Genomic DNA, 20,106 nt, shown 5'->3' on the forward strand with positions numbered 1-20,106 from the left:
GTTTTCTTCGCGGGCCTCCCTTTGCTGCCGGTCAGCATCTACTTGCTTGGGGAAAGGATGCGCCGGCCCTCAGTTCAGCCGGCCAACAGACAACTAACGGATGAAGTAGTTTATAGCCAGACTCGCCCGTAGACTGGGATGTAAACCGAAGAGAGATAATGTAAGGCTTAAAAAGTCCCGGCCATGCTGGACTTTTTAGTTGTTATGCGTTCAGCGTTCAGCCACAGGCCATGAAGGAAGGGAGGCTGCTGCAGAACTCACCACCTGTGTGTGAAGCTGGTACATAGAAGCATGCAAGGTCTGCTATTGGGGTAAGTACCCGTGCTGCTAATTGAAACAATCATCTTCAACAAAATATAGGAGATCTTTACCGATACTGTATTAATAGGACTGTGAGCAAATTCGCTTCCAGCTAAGGTTTTTTGCTGTCAATGAGTGATTTAGCCATAAAAGTAGAGGACTTAGGTAAGTTGTACCGCTTGGGCGAAATAGGCACCGGAACGCTTAGTCATGATCTTAATCGTTGGTGGGCTCGCATACGGGGTAAAGAAGATCCATTTGCCAGAATCGGAGAAGTTAACGACCGTACCACTAAAGGCAATAGTGATTACGTGTGGTCGTTGAAAGATGTAAACTTCGAGGTAAACCAGGGGGAGGTGTTGGGCATTATCGGCCGCAACGGAGCCGGCAAATCCACCTTGTTGAAGATTCTCTCCAAAGTGACGGCACCTACCATTGGCCGCGTTAAGGTAAAAGGCCGTATTGCCTCTTTGTTGGAAGTGGGCACCGGCTTTCACCCGGAACTGACGGGCCGCGAAAATATCTTTCTTAATGGAGCCATCCTAGGGATGACTAAAGCCGAAATCCGCAGCAAGTTTGATGAGATTGTCGATTTCTCGGGTGTAGAGCGCTATATCGATACCCCCGTGAAGCGTTACAGCAGTGGCATGTATGTGCGCCTAGCTTTCGCCGTGGCGGCTCATTTAGAGCCAGACATTCTTATCATCGATGAAGTATTGGCGGTAGGCGACGCAGATTTTCAAAAAAAATGTCTGGGTAAAATGGGAGAAGTGTCTCATACGCAAGGCCGTTCCATCCTGTTTGTTAGCCACAATATGCAGGCTGTCAACAGCTTGTGCGACAAAGGCCTGTGGCTGCATCAAGGCCAAGTAAAAGCTATGGGTGAAGTCGCGGCCGTAGTAAATACCTATTTAACCGACAATCAACAACTAAATCCCAAGCGCAGCTGGACCAGCCCAGCCGAGGCGCCTGGCAACGACAAGATCAGGTTCAAGGAAGTAGAGCTAATCCCTCAACTCGCTCAGCCCGATGCTCCGCTCGACATTCGAACTCCGCTCACCATTAAATTTCAGTTCTGGAACTTCACTGAAGGTATCCATATTAATACTCACCTTACTCTATTTTCCTATAACGGCGAGTGCGTTTTTGACGTAGCCTCGCTTCCTATTCTGTGCCAGCAAGGCGTGGTGAGCGGTGAGTGCACCATCCCCGGCAACTTTCTCAACGACGGATCATTTTATATTTCTCTCTACGTTCTAAAAGATACCACTACGAATCTATACGACTACGAACAGTGTCTTAGCTTCGACCTAGAAGACTACCGCACCGGCACACAGTGGTACGGCAAGTGGTGGGGCGTTGTCCGACCCCTACTGCCCTTCCGCCTGACCCAAACTGATACAATACCTACGTTATCGCTCTGATTGCTGCCTCATCCATCAGCACGACCCCTCAGGAGTTAAATAGCAGCCGGACTCCATGTTTGACCGCTTCCTGCAATCGAAGCTGTTTTAGATTGCTCCGGAACAACTGGTTACGGTGATAGCGAATCACGCTGTCGATTGACGCACCAAACTCTTTCTTAAAGGGGCCTTTAATTAGGGTGAAAAACTTGATTTTTTGACTGCCGTTGAAGTTGACCGTTTGCCCCGAATAGGCCCCACCCTTGTGGATGCGATAAACGCCCATCGGCTGGCTCAGGTATTTTGCATCACCGTGCCGCGACAAAGCTAAGTAAAAGCCCCAGTCCGGGTAAGGCAACGTAAAAAGCCATTCGGGCAACGCATTTCCTAACACGTTTCGATGCACCACTGACACAGCGTTTACCGGATTATCAATTTGAATAAAGTCCCCAGTGGAGAGCGTGTTATTACTTCCTTTATACACCGGGTCATTTGATTCTCCCTTTAACCCATGTAAATCACTCTTGTACAAAACTTTGTGAAAGCAAAACGAGAACGTTGGATTGGCCTCCAGAAAATTAACTTGCTGCTGCAGTTTGCTAGGATCGGTCCAGTAGTCATCCCCATCGAGCCAGGCAATGTAACGCCCTGTGCACAACGCATAGGAAGCCTTGGTCATGGTTATCATCCCCAAGTTGGTTTCAGGCAGTAACACCTTTATTTTATCGGGGTATTGGCTTTGGTAGCGTAGTACAATCTCCCGCGTTCCATCGGTCGAACAGTCTTCCCCAATGATTATATCATAAGTGAAAGTGGTCTGCTGCATCAACACGCTTTCAATAGCTTCGGCAATAAATTCCTCGTGGTTATAGGTAGTAATCCATATGCTGATATCAACCATACTCATTTATTAAACTAATAAACCACTTTACATGGCTGCATTAACTAAGTAAATGCCTGGTATCAGCTTTTGACACCATAATACATGCCTCGGCCAAATAAGCCTTTCGAGTCGAACTCAACTGTCACGCCGACGGCTTCAATAGCATCCCGGTATTCGGCGTCGGTCCATAAGCCCATTACGTGGCTCTCCGTAAAACTGCTCACGCCCGCCTCCGTACCCACTAGGTAGTTGATGTCAAATACCGACGTAAGGCCACGTAGTTGGCTGGTATACATCCAGGCTATTTTCAAGTTGGGCTCATCAACAAAATTAGCCGTTATTCGGTCGACCCAATACTTCTCGGGGGTTATCCATGGCTCTATCACTAACAAGCCGCCCGGGTTTAAGTGCCGCGTAAAGCACGCCACGGCTTTGCGCAGGTTTTCCACGGTTTGCACGTAGCCAATCGAACTGAACAAGCAAACCACCACATCAAATGTGTGCGGCAGTTGAAAGTCGGTCATATCGCCTTCGTGCAACGGGAGCATCGGGCAGCGCTTATGAGCCACCGCGAGCAATTCCGGGTTTAGATCTAGCCCCGCGCAGGCATAGTGCTGCTGCAGAAATGCTAGATGTTTACCCGTTCCACAAGCCACATCTAGTAAGCTTTTCGCGTGCGGAGAACACTGCTGGATGAGGCTATGAAGGGCATTGCAGGCGGCTTCGTAATCTTTGAAGTGATATAGGGCATCATAGTATTCGGCTGTCTTCGTAAACATGTGGCTTGTGTAAATGAGAAAGTAAAGTGTAATGCTTGCCCACCCACGTGTAGCCTGCAGCGGGCCCAGCCTAAGGAAGGTATAAAACTACTTAGTCAAGTAGTGCTACAGAGTAGCAACGGCCGGTCGTGGAGTCTTATAGACATAAACTGTGTACTCGTAAAGCCCATACTCGTGCCGAAGCACCCAATGGCGGCTGATTTTCTCTTTTAAAAATGCAGCTAATGTATCGACGGGCAAGTGAAATAAGTCATCTCGCTCCCAGTCGACTTGCTTGGACATCACATTGAAGGCTATGCCCCGTTTAGTGAAAGAGAATGTTTTAATTAGCACTTGCTGCAGAAAGGCCCACATCTCCTCGAAGGATAACCCAAGTTTTTCCGTAAACACGCCATTCATTAGGATATAGTCCACCTCCGGCAATGCTGCCTCATCCGCTAATATATCAAGGCAGTAAAAAGTAATGTGCGGGTACTTGGCCTGCGCTACCTTCACGTATTCCGGCGAAATATCAAGCCCTATGTATTCTACCTGTTGATAGCTACCCCGTAGCATATACTCATACAAGTGACTGGTACCGCAACCGAAATCAAGTAGTGAAATGGGGACGTCACTATTTTCACGTATTACATCGAGCATCACCTGGTAACGCAGATGGCTATCTTTCTCGTTAGGCCAATCCACTCCCAAATGAGTATCGCCATGCCGGCGCAGACAGGCTTCATAGTGGCGCACGATTTCCAAATAATTTTTTTGCATACTCATCGTCTTACCGAGAATGTCATAGAAGTAATAATAAGCAGCTTGTATTTAGAAAGCGTTAGCCTCTTTGGCTACCGCCCCTCAGTTCTTCTCCCTGTCCTGCGCTTCAGCGCCGGTACGCAGGGAAGTAGCCTTGTTTGTCAGTGGGGTCCACTCGAGCCTGCGCGCACAGGGTCGCATAAAGTGTTTCTTGATACACTTGCTTCAGGCAAGTCAGCGGTAGGTCTAATGCACCGAACCGTTGTTTAAAGCTAGCAATGGAGTCGCCGGGCGTCGCGCCGCCACCCAGGTTTAAATACGGCACCTGCTTTTCTTTTAATCGTAGGGCACCATACCAAAGTAAAGGTGTGGTATGGTCTTCGTAGCCGGGCAGGGTTAGGCTAAACAGGTATTCACCCATGTGCTGGGTGTAAGCTAAAACGGCCACTGCTTTCACTTCGCCTACTTCGAGGTAACCAATCAGCAGGACCCTATCAAGATCAAGTAAAGTAGCAAGAGTGGACAAGGAGAAGTTGTAGGTAGCCGCTGCATTTTTTCGAGCGAAAAACGCGTGGTAGTGTTCGATAAAGAACGCCTTCAATTTTGCTTTCTCAAAGAAGTAACGCTGCTCTTGCTTGGCAAATGCCTTTAATACCCTTTTTCTGTTCTGTGAAAGCTTCTGATAAAGTTCGTCAACTGGTAGCTGCAGATTCATTACGTACAGCCTATTAGTGACAAATGCATCTGCTGAACCCAAAGCGACTTGGGAGGTCAGCACTGGGTTTAACCCAATATATCCGCATACATATCCGGCCTCCACAGCTAAACGATGCCAATCAGCTAGGCAATCTAGAAACGGGTTGGTTCCGACAAACCCAGAAAAGCCGTAGGGCGTCACCACATCCGTGTACCCTTGATAAGTTCGCTCGGCTAGGGGGCAAATTACTTTTGCTTTGCCATTTTGCCATACGTAAAGAAAAGTGGGGTAGCCGGTAGTGAGTTGCATGGCCTGGCAATTCTCCCAGGTGTGCCCAAAGCTATAAGGTACGTCTTGTAGTGCCGCCTGCCACCTTGCTGGTTCAGCTAAAGGAATCAATTCCTGGCTTATCACAACTGGTAACGCGGCACCATCCATAAACAAATTCTTTATAGTAAACGGTATTGCTGGAGCATCTGATTGATTTGCTCCGGAGAGTTGTGCATCAACACATCTAGAATAGAAAGCCCGGGCACGTGGTCTGCTGAGTACTGCTGGTACGCAGACAAAACAGGTTCCAGAAAAATCAAGCGTACCCCGTGCTGATTGAATAAAGCTTTTTCATATAGTGCTGCCCCGCCTACGAGATTTACGTATTCGTCGGCCTGCTCCTGATGACAGATGTCCAGGATTTTATCCTGAGCTCGCAGATGCTCATTGGCATAGCCACGAGAATTGGCTTTTATTTCCGTATGAATGCTCAGGTATTCCAAGACCTGCAATAAGCTGGTGTATACGAGCCTTGCAATATGCGTTTCGTTGGCGGTGAGCACTTGGCGAACCATGGGGAAAACCACATTGAAATATGGCGCTTTGGCATAAGCTGCCTCTAAGGTTTTTAGTAGTTTGATCTGCCAGCTGGTTTCATAGGAAATTTCCAAGTCTCTGATAAGCTTGTTTTGGGAAGCTTTCTTAAGTGAGATGACAAATGGGGTAATTTTATTATTAAGCAGTATGCGATTACGGTTTATCCACCCTTTGTTGATGTAGTGAACGTTATCTAGGAGAATAAATTTGTCAACGGCCGCAATAAGCTGAAAATAGCCTAAGTAAGGGAAGATATAGGGCTGCATTATCGCAATTCGCATCTTACAGACACTTAGTAATAATACCTGCTATTTGCTCAACCTGTGTAACAGTCAAGTCATGTGAGAGCGGTAAACAAAGGACTCGCGCAGAGACACTTTGAGCAACCGGCGCCGTTTGAGGAAGCACATAGTTGAGGTCAGTGAGCGCGGGATAAAAATAGCGGCGCGGAAAAATATGCTGCGCGTTGAGAGCGGCCCTCACGGCGAGCAGTTTTTTCTCATCTGGGAAAAGCACGGGGTAATACGCATAATTATAACTTGTTTGAGCACTAATCTCTGGCCTAGTCAGACCATTTCCCAGCAGGAGCTGGTCATATAGTTGGCTGAGCTCCTGTCGGTATTGAATGAACTTCGTCACTTTAGGGAGCACGCAAAGGCCCATCGCAGCATGGAGTTCGGAGTTTTTGCCATTGATGCCGAGGCCCGAGTAGTGTTCCGGCCCATCGTGTCCGAAATTAGCCATGTACGAAATTCTAAATGCTAACTCGTCGTCGTCCGTCACAATAGCACCGCCTTCTCCCGTATGAAATAGCTTCGTGGCGTGAAAGCTTAACGTGGATACGTGCCCAAAATTTAATATTGACTGCTCCTTGTACTGTACGCCAAAAGCATGGGCAGCATCATAGATAACTTTGAGATTGTACTTCTGAGCTATTCCCTGAATGGCTTCTACCTCGCATGGATTGCCGTACACGTGCGTGGCCATTATGGCGGTGGTTTCAGCGGTTATCGCACCCTCCAGTAAGGTTGGATCCAAGCACAACGTTGCGGAATCAATATCAACAAAGACGGGACGACACCCTTCCCAGGCAATACTGGAAGTGGTGGCAACGTAGGAAAAAGGTGTAGTGATAATTTCCCCATGTAGTTCTAAGGCCTTGATAGCAATCTGCAAAGCAACGGTACCATTAGATACAAAGAACAGGTGTTTGACACCTAGATAAGCCTTTAGCTTTTCTTCTAGCTCCTGTACAAGCGGGCCATGGTTAGTTACCCAATCCCGCTCCCAAATGCCTTCCAGATAGGCGGTATATTCCGCCAGAGGCGGCAGGTAGGTTTTGGTAACATTTATCATCTAATGAACTTCATAAAAATGTGCTAGGTGTAGGTGAAAGGGCGTTTAGTAATCCTGCTATTTACATGGGTAAAAGATATGTGACAGACCGCTTACAAATGGTGTGACCCTATGCTAAAGCCAAGTTAGCTATCACACTCCAAGCTTATTGCTTTAGCAAATACTTACTCGTCCTAGCTCACCCGGCCAAACTGAGACAACCTCTTCACTTGTTGCGTAGAGGGTGGTATGCGGAAAGGCGGGCACGGCGACGGCTAATCAGGAAAACTAAAACCCGGGCAGTGAGGCTGCATGCGGCTGTAACCGTTATGAGTAAAGTTTTTCCTGATCACGTACCTCGGAGAGCACAAGGCGCGAAAGGTTCGTAGGTCAGCTAAGGGAGACATGAAGAACAGTTAGCTTCCCTTGGATTAATTGCCGAAGAGCCCTGACGCGAAGAATTTTCATTCCTACAACAACGGGATCACGAACCCATATTCCATCAGGTCGGTCAGGAAGAAGAAAACATGGTCGGTGCGCACTAAGGCACCCTTCAGCACGTAAGCACGCAAGGCCATGCCCGCCATAAACTCCTCGAGGCTGCTGCTGGGTAACCACTCCTGCGTAGCGCGACGCAAGGCTTCTACTAAGTCCCGGTCCGAGGCAGCCGTGAGCTGACCAAGGCCGAGCACCTGGTATGTGGTGGGCTTGAAGTTCTGGGTTGTAGGGACAAGTGGTCGGATAGTCGAATAGGGCCAGGCCTTTTATAAAGTATAGAGTAGTCGCACGCCAAGATAAGTGGCAAGTATGCTATAAAAACTGATAATTAAGTTTAGGCCATTCTTGCAGAGCAAGATATCTCCCAAGGGAAATAGCTCCTTCTTTTCGCTCAATTTAGCAAGTTGAATCAGAATGAATTTTTCTTAGAATCCTCCTCATATGTCATGCAATAAAAGGCATATTCTTGCTCCTTCAAAACAAATGGCTAGTTGCTCGCCCACGCCGCTATCCTATTGCTCCAAGTATTGGTGAGTATATTCAGTTGCTTATACGTCGTTGATGCACTACTACAGGTAAAGCCTCTCCGGGAGGGTGAACTTTACCTGTAGTAGTGTTAAGTAGGTAGAAGGACAGGTTCCTGAACGCCTTTTGGTATACTTACAAACTCTTAACAACTACCCGCGCTAACAGCGGCCAAAAAGCTTGTTGTCGCTGTGCCCCATCTACCCGCTCAACCCGCTTATTTTCCCGCCTTAACCGGTGTACGTGCCTTGGCCGCCTGGTTAGTCTTTTTCCACCATTTTAACCCGTTTCCTGAGTCAAGTATGGGCTGGCGACTGGCGCGTGAGTGGCACACGGGCGTGGCATTGTTCTTTGTGCTCAGCGGCCTACTGATCTGCGTCCGCTACAGGGACAAAGTGGAACTCAGCAACCGTTGGTGGAAGCAATATCTGCTCAACCGCGTAGCCCGCATTTATCCGATGTACTTGCTGCTTACCTGCTTTACGTTTGTAGTCTTGCATCTACAACCTGCTTATGACGTGACGAGGCTCTGGGCAAACTATAGCATGACCGACCAGCTACTGGCTATTGTCCTGAATATTACGTTTTTACGAGGCTTTTTTGACAGCTTCGCGTTTACGGGCATTGTGCAGGGCTGGACCCTGACGGTAGAAGAATGCTTTTACTTTGCCGCTCCTTTTCTGCTAGTGGGGCTGCGCAGGTCACCAATCAACCTGTTACTCTATGGGTTGTTACTGCCGACTTTCGGCGCGGCCCTGGTGTACTATGCACCCCATCCCCTCGGCTTCTTTGAGTCGTTCACTTTTCTTTTTACCCTCACCTTTTTCGGCCGGTGTTTCGAGTTTCTAGCGGGGATGGGAGTGGCCCTACTCATTCTCAACCGGTTCCAGGCGATGCGGGCTGGTGCGTTTTACACGTGGGCCGGGCTTGCGTGGATTATCGGCGTCATGGGCATCATGGCCTGGATCGATGACCCGGCGCTGGCAGAAGAAAAAATAAATCTACCCCTATTTATTTTTCTGAACATCGGTCTACTCGTTCCGGGAGTCTGCGCTTTATACGTTGGGCTGATTCGGGAACAAAGTAGCCTGAGACGTTTGCTGGAAACAAAACTATTTATCCTACTCGGCAGGGCGTCCTATTCCTTTTACTTAATCCACATGGGCATCTTAAGCAGATTCTTGGATCTTCATGTTTCTACCAATAGCTTGGTCAAATTTGTTCTGACGAACATCCTTGCCGTTCTGCTATTCAAAGCCATCGAAGTACCGATGCACCGGTCTTTGATTAAACGCTACCGCTGGCAGCCTTAATACATAGATCTAAAAACTCACACTCCGAGTGGGCCTTTTTGTGTGCCAAGACGAGAGTAGCCGAAAAAATACCTCCCTAATTCTGCGTTTTCCCTCAGGACGTCAAGCGCAGACAAGACCTTGGGGCTCTGGGCGGAATGGATGAAACCCAACCGACGCCCTAATGGAACTGCCAATGAAAACGGAAGGCAGCTACAACGTGTTGTAAACCGTTGTGTAAACCAAAACCAAAACAGCTACTCATACAAGTGCATAAGTGGCTGATGGTGAATGAGCGAGAACCGAGGCTAGAACTCGCGACCCTCATCGCGGGACGCTAATTACAAGGCGTTAATAGTGCATAATAGATAAATACTTTTAAGCCTATCCCCTACTTAGCTCAATTTTAATTAATCCAGTTGTATGAACCGCTGTATGAACCAAGCATAAAAAAGCCACCCAGCATTTAAGCTAAGTGGCTGATTATCAATGTACCCCGTAAGAGATTCGAACTCCTGACCTACTGCTTAGAAGGCAGCCGCTCTATCCAACTGAGCTAACGAGGCAACATTAGGAATCTGCTATCATTTGATGAAAGGCAGATGTCATAAAAAAGGCCTCTTGCGGTTAGCAAAAGGCCTTTTTGGGAAAAGTGTCGGGGTGGCAGGATTCGAACCTGCGGCCTCCTGCTCCCAAAGCAGGCGCGATACCGGGCTACGCTACACCCCGAAAAGAGAATGAGGAATGAAGAATTGGGAATGAGGATTTTAATCAACAAGTCCTCAATCTTGATTCTCTATTCCTCATGTAATAAGGAACGCGGAGAGAGGGGGATTCGAACCCCCGGTAGCCTTTAGAGCTACGGCAGTTTAGCAAACTACTGGTTTCAGCCACTCACCCATCTCTCCAAAACGGGTCTCTTCCGGTTGAAGAGTGCGCAAATATACAACTAGAACCGAAGAATCAGCCTTTTCAAAAAAATTATCTTCGCTTATTCTTCTTGCCCGACGGCACCCGGGCAGCTGGAAGGCCGCTATATTTGTCGCAGCAGCTTGAGTATGTGAGTGGTTGCAGATCGAACGCGGGACGTAGTTATTTTTTCCTTACTTGCTGTTTTACTTCTTTTATGAATTGGGCCTCTCCCCTCTCCTGGCTTGAATTGACTTGCATAGGCATCTTCGTGGTGCTGTATGTGGGGTACGTTCTCCGGACTCGGCGACTGGCAGCTCCATTGGACCAACGCGGTTGGCAGCTTGTGTGGAAAGCAGTATTGCGAACTACCTACTTTGGCTTGCTACTAATAGCATTGCTTGGGCCAGCCCAGGGAGTTACTCAACAGCCCGTGCGGACCGCGGGCAAAGATGTATGGCTACTCGTGGACTTGTCGCGTTCAATGGATGCAACGGATGTGATACCCTCCCGTTTACAAAAAGCGAAAGCTGAGCTTACCCAGCTTATTAATCGTTTTCAGGCCGACCGCATTGGGTTATTGGTTTTTGCGGCCGATGCCTTTGTGCAATGCCCCCTTACCTACGACCAAAGTGCGCTTCAGCTTTTCATTTCTACTCTACAAACTACCTTAGTGCCGGCGGGCAGCACCGACCTGGTGCCGCCCTTAGAGCTAGTTCTTACTCGTTTGCAGGCCACTAACCGTCCGGCGGGTACGGCGGCCCGCGCTACGGCGGTAGTCGTAGTGAGCGATGGCGAGGACTTTAGTGAAAACCTGGAGCCTACCTTACGATTGATCACGCGCTCGGGGGTGCGTGTGTTTGCTGTAGGCGTAGGCACGTTGGATGGGGGGCGTATTCCGCGGCGGAGCGGTGGAGGCTACCAGCGCGATGCGCGCGGCCGGGATGCTGTTACGCGCCTTGTGCCAACCACGCTCCGTCGCCTGGCACAGCAAACCGGGGGGCAATATTTTGAACTAACCGATCAGCGCAACGAGTTTCCGCTGCTCGTGAATGCCCTTAACCGCTTGGAAGGGCAGGCAGAACAGGTGCGCACAGTATCCGTAGCAGATAATAGATACCGCTATCCGCTCGTTCTGGCGCTTGTGCTGCTAGCCTTCGATATCATCCTTACTGTTCGCGTTATCCGTCCGTGAAGAATGTGCTGCTACTTGTTTTGCTGGTGCTTGGTGGTGGCTGGGGCGGCATCACCCGCATCCGTGACCGCAACGAAGCCGTGCAGCAAGCGGCCACAGCCTATACTCGCCAAGATTTTGCAGCTGCTGCACAGTCATATCAGAAGGCAGTAGAAGAGCTAGGAGCAACTGATGAAGAAACCGTTTTGAACTTGGCCCACGCGTGTGCTCGCGCTGGCCAGAATGACGCTGCAAAGACTTATTATGGTCGCTTGTTAAGTAGCAGAACTTCTGCACTTCGCAGTGTAGCGCAGCAGCAACTCGGAGTACTAGCGGTTCAAAAAGGAGAATTTGCGCAAGCTATTGGCCTTTTGCGACTAGCCCTACTCGCCGATCCTACTAATGCGGAAGCGCGCTACAACTATGAAGTGCTCCGCGACTATCTGGCGCGGCGACCCGACTCACCCCAAATACCTCCACCGGCCCAAGCTGGCAAGGCTGATTCAGATCGCGCTGCTCCTAAGCCGCAACAGAAGACTGAGCAGGAACAGACGCGGGCCGGAAATGACCGGACTGGACAATTGGATGAACCTAATCTGCCCCCCGACCCTAGAAATGCCCCCCAACCGCGCCCAAATGAGTCTGGGCAGCGTAACGCGAACCAACCAAGTACTGCGCAGGGCAATACAGCGCGGGGCGGGTTCCGGCCTGGAGATGGAGCGGAGCGCAGCATGAGCAGTGGTGTAGAGCCTGGCGGTGTTCGGGGCCTCAGCAGTACGGCTGAGGCTGGGGCAGAATTGGCAGAGGGCCGTAGTCAACGACCAGGCACTGAAGCAGCTACTCTTAACGAGGCCCAGCTTCAGACCCAACGCGCACGCTTGCAGCAGATGCAGCTCAGTCCGGGCCGGGCGCGCCAGATTCTGGAATCGTTGGGCGCTGCCGAGCAGCAATACCTTCAGCAGCTGCCGCGGCGGGCGGCTCGCAAGCCGGCTAGCGACAAGCCCGCCTGGTAGTTGCGCACTACCTTGGCTACGTGAAAGCTAAGAAAGCGGACGCTACTCGCGTTCTTCGTACTTTTAGGGCCCCAAGCCTCGGCTTCGGTTTTCTGATCCACCCCAATATCATCCACCCATTTTTATGCAAATCAAAGAAGTAGTTATTGTTGCTGCCGTTCGTACGCCTATTGGCAGCTTTGGCGGTAGCCTCGCTTCCCTCTCGGCCACCGATTTGGGAGGTATTGCGCTGAAAGGAGCGCTGGAAAAAGCTGGCGTTGATCCTAAAGAAGTACAGCAAGTAATTATGGGCAACGTGATTTCGGCCAACCTCGGCCAAGCACCTGCTCGGCAGGCCGCCAAGAAAGCTGGCTTGCCGGATACCGTGGAATGCACTACTGTTAATAAGGTCTGTGCTTCGGGTACCAAGGCCATTATGTTTGCGGCGCAGGCAATCATGCTGGGCCAGTCCGACGTGGTTCTGGCAGGCGGCATGGAGAGCATGTCGAACGTTCCCTATTACTTAGATAAAGCTCGCTTTGGTGCGAAGTATGGTCACTCCCAGATGATTGATGGCCTGATGAAAGACGGCCTGTGGGACCCATACAACGACTACGCTATGGGCAACGCGGCCGAGCATACGGCCAAAGAGATGGGCTTCACTCGCGAGCAGCAAGACGAGTTTGCCATTGAGAGCTATACGCGTAGCGCGAAGGCCGCTAAGGAAGGCAAAAAGAAGAACGAAATCATTCCCATCACGATTGAGAGCCGTGGCAAAACCACCGTTATTGAAGATGATGAGGAGTACCTGAAAGTAGATTTCACCAAAGTAGCTGGCCTGAAACCAGCCTTCCTGAAAGAAGGCACCGTAACGGCGGCTAACGCTTCTACCCTGAATGATGGCGCTGCTGCCGTGCTGCTGATGAGTCGTGAGAAAGCGGAAGCCCTTGGTGTTACACCCCTGGCCATCATTCGCGGCTTCGCGGACGCCGAGCAGGCTCCGGAGTGGTTCACCACTTCGCCTTCTTTAGCTATTCCAAAAGCTTTGAAGCATGCTGGAATCAACGCGAGCGAAGTGGATTTTTACGAAATAAATGAGGCCTTCTCGGTGGTTTCGTTGGCTAATAACAAGCTTCTGAACTTAGAAGGCACGAAGGTAAACGTGTACGGTGGGGCTGTATCCTTGGGTCACCCGCTGGGGGCTTCGGGCGCGCGCATCGTGACCACTTTGCTGAATGTGATGCAGAACGAAGGCGGCAAAATCGGCGTGACGGGCATTTGCAACGGCGGCGGTGGCGCTAGCAGCATTGTGCTGGAGAAGGTATAAAAGCGCTAACTCAATTAAAAAGCCCCCCAGCACGTATTGGGGGGCTTTTTTTGTTTAACAGGTTAGTTGAGACCTGCAATAAAAGATCTGCACACGGATGAGATGCACCGTGACGCACTTTGCCGCATATTCCTGCGTTCTTTCGATTATGAAACGAATTATTTTCCTGATTTTCCTTTTTTCCACCACGGCTCAGGCTCAAAAGCTGCGCCGGCTGGTGAGCTACCGCGACTCGACTAACACCGTGGTGCGCGAGGTGTACTCCGCATTGGTAAGTCCGGCCGATACCGTTATGGAAGGCCCCTACAAGCGCTTTTACCGCTCTGGCAAGCTGGAAGCGCAGACGCGTTACGCGGGAGGAAAGCGTGATAGTGCCTACGTTGAGTTCTTCGAAAATGGCCAACGCCGCCTAGAAGTCACGTTTCAGCAGGGCGTGCGCCAAGGACCCTTCAAGACGTATTATGCCTCTGGCAAACTGGCCCAGGAAGGTAGCTACGCCAACGACCAACCCAGCGGAACCCTCAAGTCGTATCATCCCGGCGGGGAAATCAAGATGGAAACCGTTCTCGAGAATGGGCAGCCCGTAGGAGCCGTGCGGGAGCTATATCCATCGGGCAAGCCGAAGGTAGAGACTACCTACGCGAATGGGCACGCGAGCGGCCCCATGAAGACCTATTACCCGAATGGTCAGCTGCAAAGTGAGGCCACGTATCGGGGTGGCTTGTTGGCTGGCCCCTACAAAACCTACTTTGAGAATGGCCAGCTGGAAAGCGAAGTTGTCATTGACAATGCCGGCAAGGGCACTCAGAAAACCTATTATCCTTCCGGTAAGTTGCGCTCCGAAGGCAGCTATGTAGCCTCCACCGTGCAAAATCGCGCTGTAAAAAACCCACTCGGCGACGACCTAACCAAGGGGGCTGCTAACTTAAGTAAGGCTACCGCCAACCTCGATGGTCCTGCTAAAGCCTACTATGAGAGTGGCGCCGTGAAGAGCAAGATGACCTACAAGAGCGGCGTTCTGACCGGTACCAGCCAAGATTTTTACGAATCGGGGAAGCTGGAAAAGGAAACGGTGTACGGCAACCAGGCCCGCGACAGGAAAGTGACGGCCTACTACGAGTCGGGCGGAGTGAAGCAGGAGCAATTGTTTAAAAACAATGTACCCGCGGGCACCTGGCGCACTTTTTACCCCGATGGTAAGCAGGTTCAGACCCAGGAGACCTACGCGAATGGTCGCTTGGGCGGTGAAAAACTGACCTACTTCCCTACCGGTACGGTGCAGACTAAGTTGCTCTATGAGAATGGCCGCCCCACGGGCTTAGGCCAGGAATTTCATGCTTCAGGTAAGCTAAAATCTGAGACAACGTACGTGAAAGGGCTGAAAACCGGCCCGTATCGTCAGCTGAGGGAAGATGGCACACAGGAAGTAGCGGGTGCCTTCCGCAATAATAAAGAGACTGGTGTCTGGACCTACTTTGGTCCTGATGGCAAAGCTATTACCCAGAAAAAGACGTTTCGAAATGGTCAGGAGGTAACAGCTGGCAAGTAAGAGCGGCACTTAGATCACACAAAAAGCCCCCCAGATATAACTCTGGGGGGCTTTTTTGGCTTTGGCTCCCTCTCTATTTACTCGGAGCCATAAAGGCCCTGGAACTATTTCGTAAATTTTTAATCAAGGTACCTTGCTTCGCATAGTACCTTCTGATATATTTGTTCCATCAATTAGAGCTACTCCTTGCCGCTTTACCTAGCTCAATCGGGGCTACTTGGCGGGCAGAGGCCGACGGGGCAAAGCTTTACTCTGCTCTGCTGGCAATAATAGGAAGCATGTTGCGCTACTGGTAGCGTGAGGCCTAGCCTTCCTTCTCCAGCCCTGCAACTGCTCATCTACAACTTTTTTTCTTGAGTGAATCCCTGCAATGGGGCAACCAGCGGAACCGCGGCCGTCTGGAACAGCACCTTATTGCCCGATTTTTTCCACTCCACATCCTTTCCTTATGACTTCCTCTGCTACTTTTTGCCGGGCGCTGCGGTGCCTGGGATTCCTCCTTATGCTCTTACCTCTGGGATTGCGGGCCCAGCAAAAAGCCCCCCAGGGCGCAGTATCGGGCATTTTGCTTGACGCCAGCAATGGTCAGGCGCTGCCATTTGCCAACGTAGTCCTCCTGCGGGCTCAGGACTCCAGTATGGTAGCTGGTGCCCAAACGGGCGAAGACGGCTCCTTTATAGTAGCGCCCGTTGCGGTGGGCCAGTACAGCTTTCGGGCCACCGTGCTCGGCTACAAAGCGGTACGCCGGACGGTTGCGGTAACGGATTCTGCGCCGGAAGTAAAGCTAGGCGCGCTAAAATTGCCTCCCACAACTACTCAGTTAGCTGGCGTAACGGTGCAGGGAGAGCGGGCCGCAGTAGTTGATAACTTGGATAAGAAGGTTATCAACGTAGATAAGGACTTAAGCAGCGTAGGTGGCACCGCCGTCAATGTGCTCCAGAATGTGCCCTCCGTATCGGTCGATCAGAACGGGACGGTGAGCATGCGCGGTACCAGCAATATCACGGTGCTTATTGATGGCAAAAACTCTGGAGCAGCTTCGGGGGGCAGTGGTATTCGCCTGGAGCAGATTCCAGCCAGCAGCATTGAGAAGGTGGAAGTAGTGACCAATCCTTCGGCCCGCTATGACGCCGCAGGCTCCGGTGGCGTCATCAACATCATTCTCAAAAAGCAGAAAAAAGACGGCTGGAACGGCTCGGCCATTGCCAACATCGGCACCCGCGATAAGTACAACACTTCCCTGAGCATGAACCGTCGGACCGGCAAGCTGAACGTATTTGGCTCTTATGACGCCCGCGACGACCAATACCGCAGCCGCACCTCTATGCGCCAGCTGGCTACCATAGAAGGCGTAGCGCGCACCACCGATCAGCAGTCCACGGGCTTGCGCCACGGCCGCAACCACGGCGGGCGCGTGGGCCTCGATTACACCATTTCGCCCGAGCATAGCGTTTCGCTCACGGTGCAGCCTAATTTCAACCGCGCTGACCCAAACGTACTGAACCAAACGGCCCTGCTCCAAACCGGCGACCAAGCGCCCGTACTCCAGCAAACCCGCTCCGAAGTGAATGAAGACGTTAAAACCGCAGACGTATCGGCGGACTACAAGCGCACCTGGGCTGAGCACAAAGGTCGAGAGCTAAAGGCCAGCACGGGCTACACTCGCCTTTGGGCCGATGTGGTGATGGGCCAGCAATTCACCAACGATGAGGTGGCGCAGCTGGGGTGGAAGCAGGACTTTCGCGTCCGCATTCATGCCCTCAATGGCCAGGTAGATTACACGCACCCGCTGGGCGAAAAAAGCCGCCTTGATGCCGGTGTGAAAACGGAGTGGGAAACGAATGAGGGAGTTGCGGATTTCCTCCTGCAAGATGTAGCCGACCAGCCGATTTATAGCCGCGCCGCCGACCGCTCTTTTGCCTATGATGTTAAAGACTTTGTGCAAGCAGGCTACATCACTGGTCAGCACGCGGTGGGCAACTGGAGCTACCAGGGCGGTTTACGGGCCGAATACACCAATACCCAGGGCGACGTGCGCGGCGGCTTGGGTGGTTTTGAGCTTAGCTATCTGAACCTGTTCCCATCGGCTACTGTGGCGCGTACCATTGCTCAGCACGATCAGCGCGTGCAAGCGAGCTATTCGCGCCGTCTCAATCGGCCTGGGTTTATGCAGCAGCTGCCCCTGCCCATTTACATGGATCAGCGCAACTACCGTATCGGCGACCCAAGTCTGCGGCCCGAGTTCATCAACTCTTTCGAGCTGGGCCACCAGATAACGATGGGCGGGGCCACGGTTACGTCTACCCTCTTTTATCGTCAAACCAATAACGCCATTCAGCGCTTTCGTCGGATAGATACCACGGCCACGCGCCTGCTCAATACGCCGGGCGTAATCACGGCGGAGTATTTCCAGAACTTTGGGCAGAGCACGAGCCTAGGGGCGGAAATGTCAATTAACCAGCCCTTAGCTAAGTGGTGGAAGCTGACCGCGAATGGCTCGTTGTTTCGCAACAGCATCACGGCGGCAACCGGCACTGAGGCCAGCCGCCGCAATCTCACCGGCACCGTGCGTGTGCTCAATACATTTATGCCTACACCTAAGCTTGATGTACAGCTGACCGGTAACTACCGGGCCGCCGTGCTCACGCCTCAGGGCCGCCTGGCGCCCGTAGGCTCCGTGGATATTGCCCTGCGTCAGCGCCTATTTCAAGACCGCGCAGCCCTTACCTTGCGCCTGAGCGACGTATTTAATACCCAGCGTCAGCGCATCACGGCTTATGCCGACAACTTCGAGGCTACCTACAATAACAAGTGGGAAACGCAAGTAGGTTACATCGGCTTCTCCTGGTATTTCGGCTCAAATAAGCCCCCCAAGAAGATTGAGTCTGCTCCTCAGGGCGGTGGTGGCTTCGGAGGTTAAATTGCAAACCTCCCCCACTCTTACCAGTAGGTAGCGAAGCTCTGGTAAGGCCAGCTTTCAGATAGTAAGTAGTTTTTCAATAGCCAGTTTCAAATCGTTTTTAGGCGTATTCGTCCCAGATTTAAGGCGTTTTAAAATATTTTTCAGGTAGCAGGCAGCCCTCGCAACCCCCTCTGCATCTATCTCCCTGAAAGCACAAAGCAATACGTTTGAAAGCTCCCTTACTCCCCTTGTCTACCTTCCTTTTCACCCAGCCCGCTCTTTCACACGAATAAAAAAATTTTAACAAGTACCTTGCTTTGCATAGTACTGTTAGTTATCTTTACTACGTTCTCTTTCGGTTCGTGGTGGCGCTGCCACCCGGCAGTGCCCCGGCCAGCCACCCACCGAAACCGCTCCCAGCCTGACGGGTTGGGGCCTCCCGTCCCACACTAGGTTCGCGCCCCTGGCGCCCGACCATCTGGGCTTGCTCCTCGCCTTTTTTCTAGCCTTCCCCACGCTCTTCACAGAACCGCGGCTGTCCCGTGCGTGCCTAGGCTAACCATTTCTCTCCTTTGTTTTTCACCCCACAATCGCCATGAAAACCTCCATCATCAACCGTCTGCTCGCTGGTGTTATCCTTGTATTAGCTAGCCTCCAATTAGTGGCATCAGGCCCCGAAAATGGCCGCCTCACCGGCAAATTGCTCGACGGCGAAACCAATGAGCCCATTCCCCACGCCAATGTAGTGCTGCTTCGGGCCTCCGACCACTCTTTTGTTCGCAGTGTACCCACCAATGCTGATGGCTCCTTTAAGTTTGATTATGTGCCTCTTGGCGATTACACGCTGCGCACTACTGTGTTAGGTTATCACACCGTGAAGCCTGTAGTTGGCTTGAGCATGATGCAAGGCAAAGTATCCCTAGGCCCAGTGGTAATGCAGCCCCTAGCTAGAAACCTAGCCGTTCGCCCTGCTCAGAAAGTAACTCCAGTGAAGCGGCAAGCTAGCGTGGCTACTGCCAACTGCACCATGCCCGCTACTACGCTTGCCATGCGCTAGCAGGTCCGGTGTACGTCCTGCGTACCCTCCATTCCGCCCGGCTTATTGCTCCCTAACCAGAGCAGTACAGCCGGGCGGCTGCGTTTATAAACTTTAGCTACACTACCGACGGGCCGGGCCAAAGTGTTAGCATCCGGGCTTAAAAAGGCAGTACTTGAGCGCCTATGTTCTGGCGCTGGTTTATGTCTGCTTTTGTTGCTTTCATTTTGTTGCTGATAACCGGCACGCTGGTACCCGTCAATCAGGACTTTCGGCCCACAGCCAATGGCATTCCCATTTATATAGTATCCAATGGCGTTCACTCCGACCTCGTTTTGCCCGTACGCGAGCCCCGCACCGCCACCGATTGGCTCCAAAAGCTAGGCGGGCCAACGGCCAAACTGGCGCCGTATGAGAATTATCAATACGTCGGGTTTGGCTGGGGTAATGAAGGCTTTTACCTGAACTCGTATGGGGGGCAATTTCCGGGTCTGGGCACCACTTTGCGGGCTGCCCTGCCCTCGTCCACTCTTGTACACGTCGATTTCTACAGAAATGCCCCCCAGCCGGGCGAAAAGGTTGTTTCCCTGCTTATTTCGCCCGATCAGTACGACCGCCTCACGGCCTACATCGAAGCCTCGTGGCAACCTGATTCTTTGGGTCGGCCGCTGCTCCTGAACGCGGCCGGCTACACGCCCGACGACTTCTTCCTGCGGGCACGGGGCCACTACCACCTGCTGCGCACCTGCAACGACTGGACCAATCGCGGCTTGCGCGTAAGTGGTCTGCGCGCCGCGCTGAAAGCTCCCTTCGCGGCCTCAGTACTTTATCAGGCTCGCCAAGCCGCCAAAATGCCCCCCAGTCCTGCTCCGACGGGCATGTAGAAGTTGCAAGTGC

The 20,106-nt window shown here is 51.7% G+C and carries 16 protein-coding genes and 3 tRNA genes; 9 read left to right on the forward strand and 10 right to left on the reverse strand.

What is annotated here, in order from left to right; all coding sequences use genetic code 11:
* Positions 1-431 precede the first annotated feature (431 nt).
* Positions 432-1,724: an ABC transporter ATP-binding protein gene (locus ACW9KT_RS10860; RefSeq protein WP_457080229.1), complete on the forward strand. Its 1,293-nt coding sequence runs from the start codon at positions 432-434 to the stop codon at positions 1,722-1,724.
* Positions 1,725-1,752: 28 nt separating this feature from the next.
* On the opposite strand, the gene ACW9KT_RS10865 is transcribed toward ACW9KT_RS10860, so the two are convergent.
* The 7 genes from ACW9KT_RS10865 to ACW9KT_RS10895 form a co-directional block, all read right to left on the reverse strand.
* The gene (locus ACW9KT_RS10865; RefSeq protein ID WP_457080231.1) at positions 1,753-2,604 is read right to left on the reverse strand and encodes a glycosyltransferase family 2 protein; all 852 of its coding nucleotides are present in this window, start codon (positions 2,602-2,604) and stop codon (positions 1,753-1,755) included.
* Positions 2,605-2,666: 62 nt separating this feature from the next.
* The gene (locus ACW9KT_RS10870) at positions 2,667-3,365 is read right to left on the reverse strand and encodes a class I SAM-dependent DNA methyltransferase (protein WP_457080233.1); all 699 of its coding nucleotides are present in this window, start codon (positions 3,363-3,365) and stop codon (positions 2,667-2,669) included.
* A 105-nt stretch (positions 3,366-3,470) separates the two neighbouring features.
* Positions 3,471-4,124 (reverse strand): class I SAM-dependent methyltransferase, encoded by a 654-nt coding sequence (locus ACW9KT_RS10875; RefSeq protein ID WP_457080235.1) that lies wholly within the window; start codon positions 4,122-4,124, stop codon positions 3,471-3,473.
* A gap of 109 nt (positions 4,125-4,233) precedes the next feature.
* The gene (locus ACW9KT_RS10880) at positions 4,234-5,241 is read right to left on the reverse strand and encodes a hypothetical protein (protein ID WP_457080237.1); all 1,008 of its coding nucleotides are present in this window, start codon (positions 5,239-5,241) and stop codon (positions 4,234-4,236) included.
* Positions 5,242-5,252: 11 nt separating this feature from the next.
* The gene (locus ACW9KT_RS10885) at positions 5,253-5,951 is read right to left on the reverse strand and encodes a WbqC family protein (protein ID WP_457080239.1); all 699 of its coding nucleotides are present in this window, start codon (positions 5,949-5,951) and stop codon (positions 5,253-5,255) included.
* A gap of 1 nt (position 5,952) precedes the next feature.
* Positions 5,953-7,026, reverse strand: a complete 1,074-nt coding sequence (locus ACW9KT_RS10890) for a DegT/DnrJ/EryC1/StrS family aminotransferase (RefSeq protein WP_457080241.1) — start codon at positions 7,024-7,026, stop codon at positions 5,953-5,955.
* A gap of 449 nt (positions 7,027-7,475) precedes the next feature.
* A complete protein-coding gene (locus ACW9KT_RS10895; protein WP_457080243.1) occupies positions 7,476-7,697 on the reverse strand; it encodes a hypothetical protein in 222 nt (73 codons plus the stop codon).
* 522 nt (positions 7,698-8,219) lie between these two features.
* Between ACW9KT_RS10895 and ACW9KT_RS10900 the strand changes: the two genes are divergently transcribed.
* The gene (locus ACW9KT_RS10900) at positions 8,220-9,341 is read left to right on the forward strand and encodes an acyltransferase family protein (protein WP_457080245.1); all 1,122 of its coding nucleotides are present in this window, start codon (positions 8,220-8,222) and stop codon (positions 9,339-9,341) included.
* 471 nt (positions 9,342-9,812) lie between these two features.
* Here the strand turns inward: ACW9KT_RS10900 and ACW9KT_RS10905 are convergent.
* The 3 genes from ACW9KT_RS10905 to ACW9KT_RS10915 all read right to left on the reverse strand — a co-directional run bounded on the left by ACW9KT_RS10905 (position 9,813) and on the right by ACW9KT_RS10915 (position 10,228).
* Positions 9,813-9,886 (reverse strand) — tRNA-Arg (locus ACW9KT_RS10905).
* An 89-nt stretch (positions 9,887-9,975) separates the two neighbouring features.
* A tRNA-Pro gene (locus ACW9KT_RS10910) sits at positions 9,976-10,049 on the reverse strand.
* Positions 10,050-10,140: 91 nt separating this feature from the next.
* Positions 10,141-10,228 (reverse strand) — tRNA-Ser (locus ACW9KT_RS10915).
* 218 nt (positions 10,229-10,446) lie between these two features.
* Here ACW9KT_RS10915 and ACW9KT_RS10920 point away from each other — a divergent pair.
* The 7 genes from ACW9KT_RS10920 (at position 10,447) to ACW9KT_RS10950 (ending at position 20,093) form a co-directional block, all read left to right on the forward strand.
* Positions 10,447-11,424, forward strand: a complete 978-nt coding sequence (locus tag ACW9KT_RS10920; RefSeq protein WP_457080247.1) for a VWA domain-containing protein — start codon at positions 10,447-10,449, stop codon at positions 11,422-11,424.
* Positions 11,425-11,429: 5 nt separating this feature from the next.
* On the forward strand, positions 11,430-12,416 hold the full coding sequence (locus ACW9KT_RS10925) for a hypothetical protein (RefSeq protein ID WP_457080249.1): 987 nt from the start codon (positions 11,430-11,432) through the stop codon (positions 12,414-12,416).
* Positions 12,417-12,540: 124 nt separating this feature from the next.
* Positions 12,541-13,722: an acetyl-CoA C-acyltransferase gene (locus ACW9KT_RS10930; RefSeq protein ID WP_457080251.1), complete on the forward strand. Its 1,182-nt coding sequence runs from the start codon at positions 12,541-12,543 to the stop codon at positions 13,720-13,722.
* Between the two features lie 148 nt (positions 13,723-13,870).
* Positions 13,871-15,271, forward strand: coding sequence for a toxin-antitoxin system YwqK family antitoxin (locus ACW9KT_RS10935; RefSeq protein WP_457080253.1), 1,401 nt, complete (start codon positions 13,871-13,873; stop codon positions 15,269-15,271).
* Between the two features lie 502 nt (positions 15,272-15,773).
* Positions 15,774-18,191, forward strand: a complete 2,418-nt coding sequence (locus ACW9KT_RS10940) for a TonB-dependent receptor domain-containing protein (protein WP_457080255.1) — start codon at positions 15,774-15,776, stop codon at positions 18,189-18,191.
* Positions 18,192-18,768: 577 nt separating this feature from the next.
* Entirely contained in the window at positions 18,769-19,230 is a 462-nt protein-coding gene (locus ACW9KT_RS10945) for a carboxypeptidase regulatory-like domain-containing protein (RefSeq protein WP_457080257.1), read from the forward strand.
* A 182-nt stretch (positions 19,231-19,412) separates the two neighbouring features.
* Entirely contained in the window at positions 19,413-20,093 is a 681-nt protein-coding gene (locus ACW9KT_RS10950; RefSeq protein ID WP_457080259.1) for a TIGR02117 family protein, read from the forward strand.
* The last annotated feature ends 13 nt before the right edge of the window (positions 20,094-20,106 follow it).

The sequence above is a fragment of the Hymenobacter sp. HD11105 genome, from assembly GCF_054051685.1.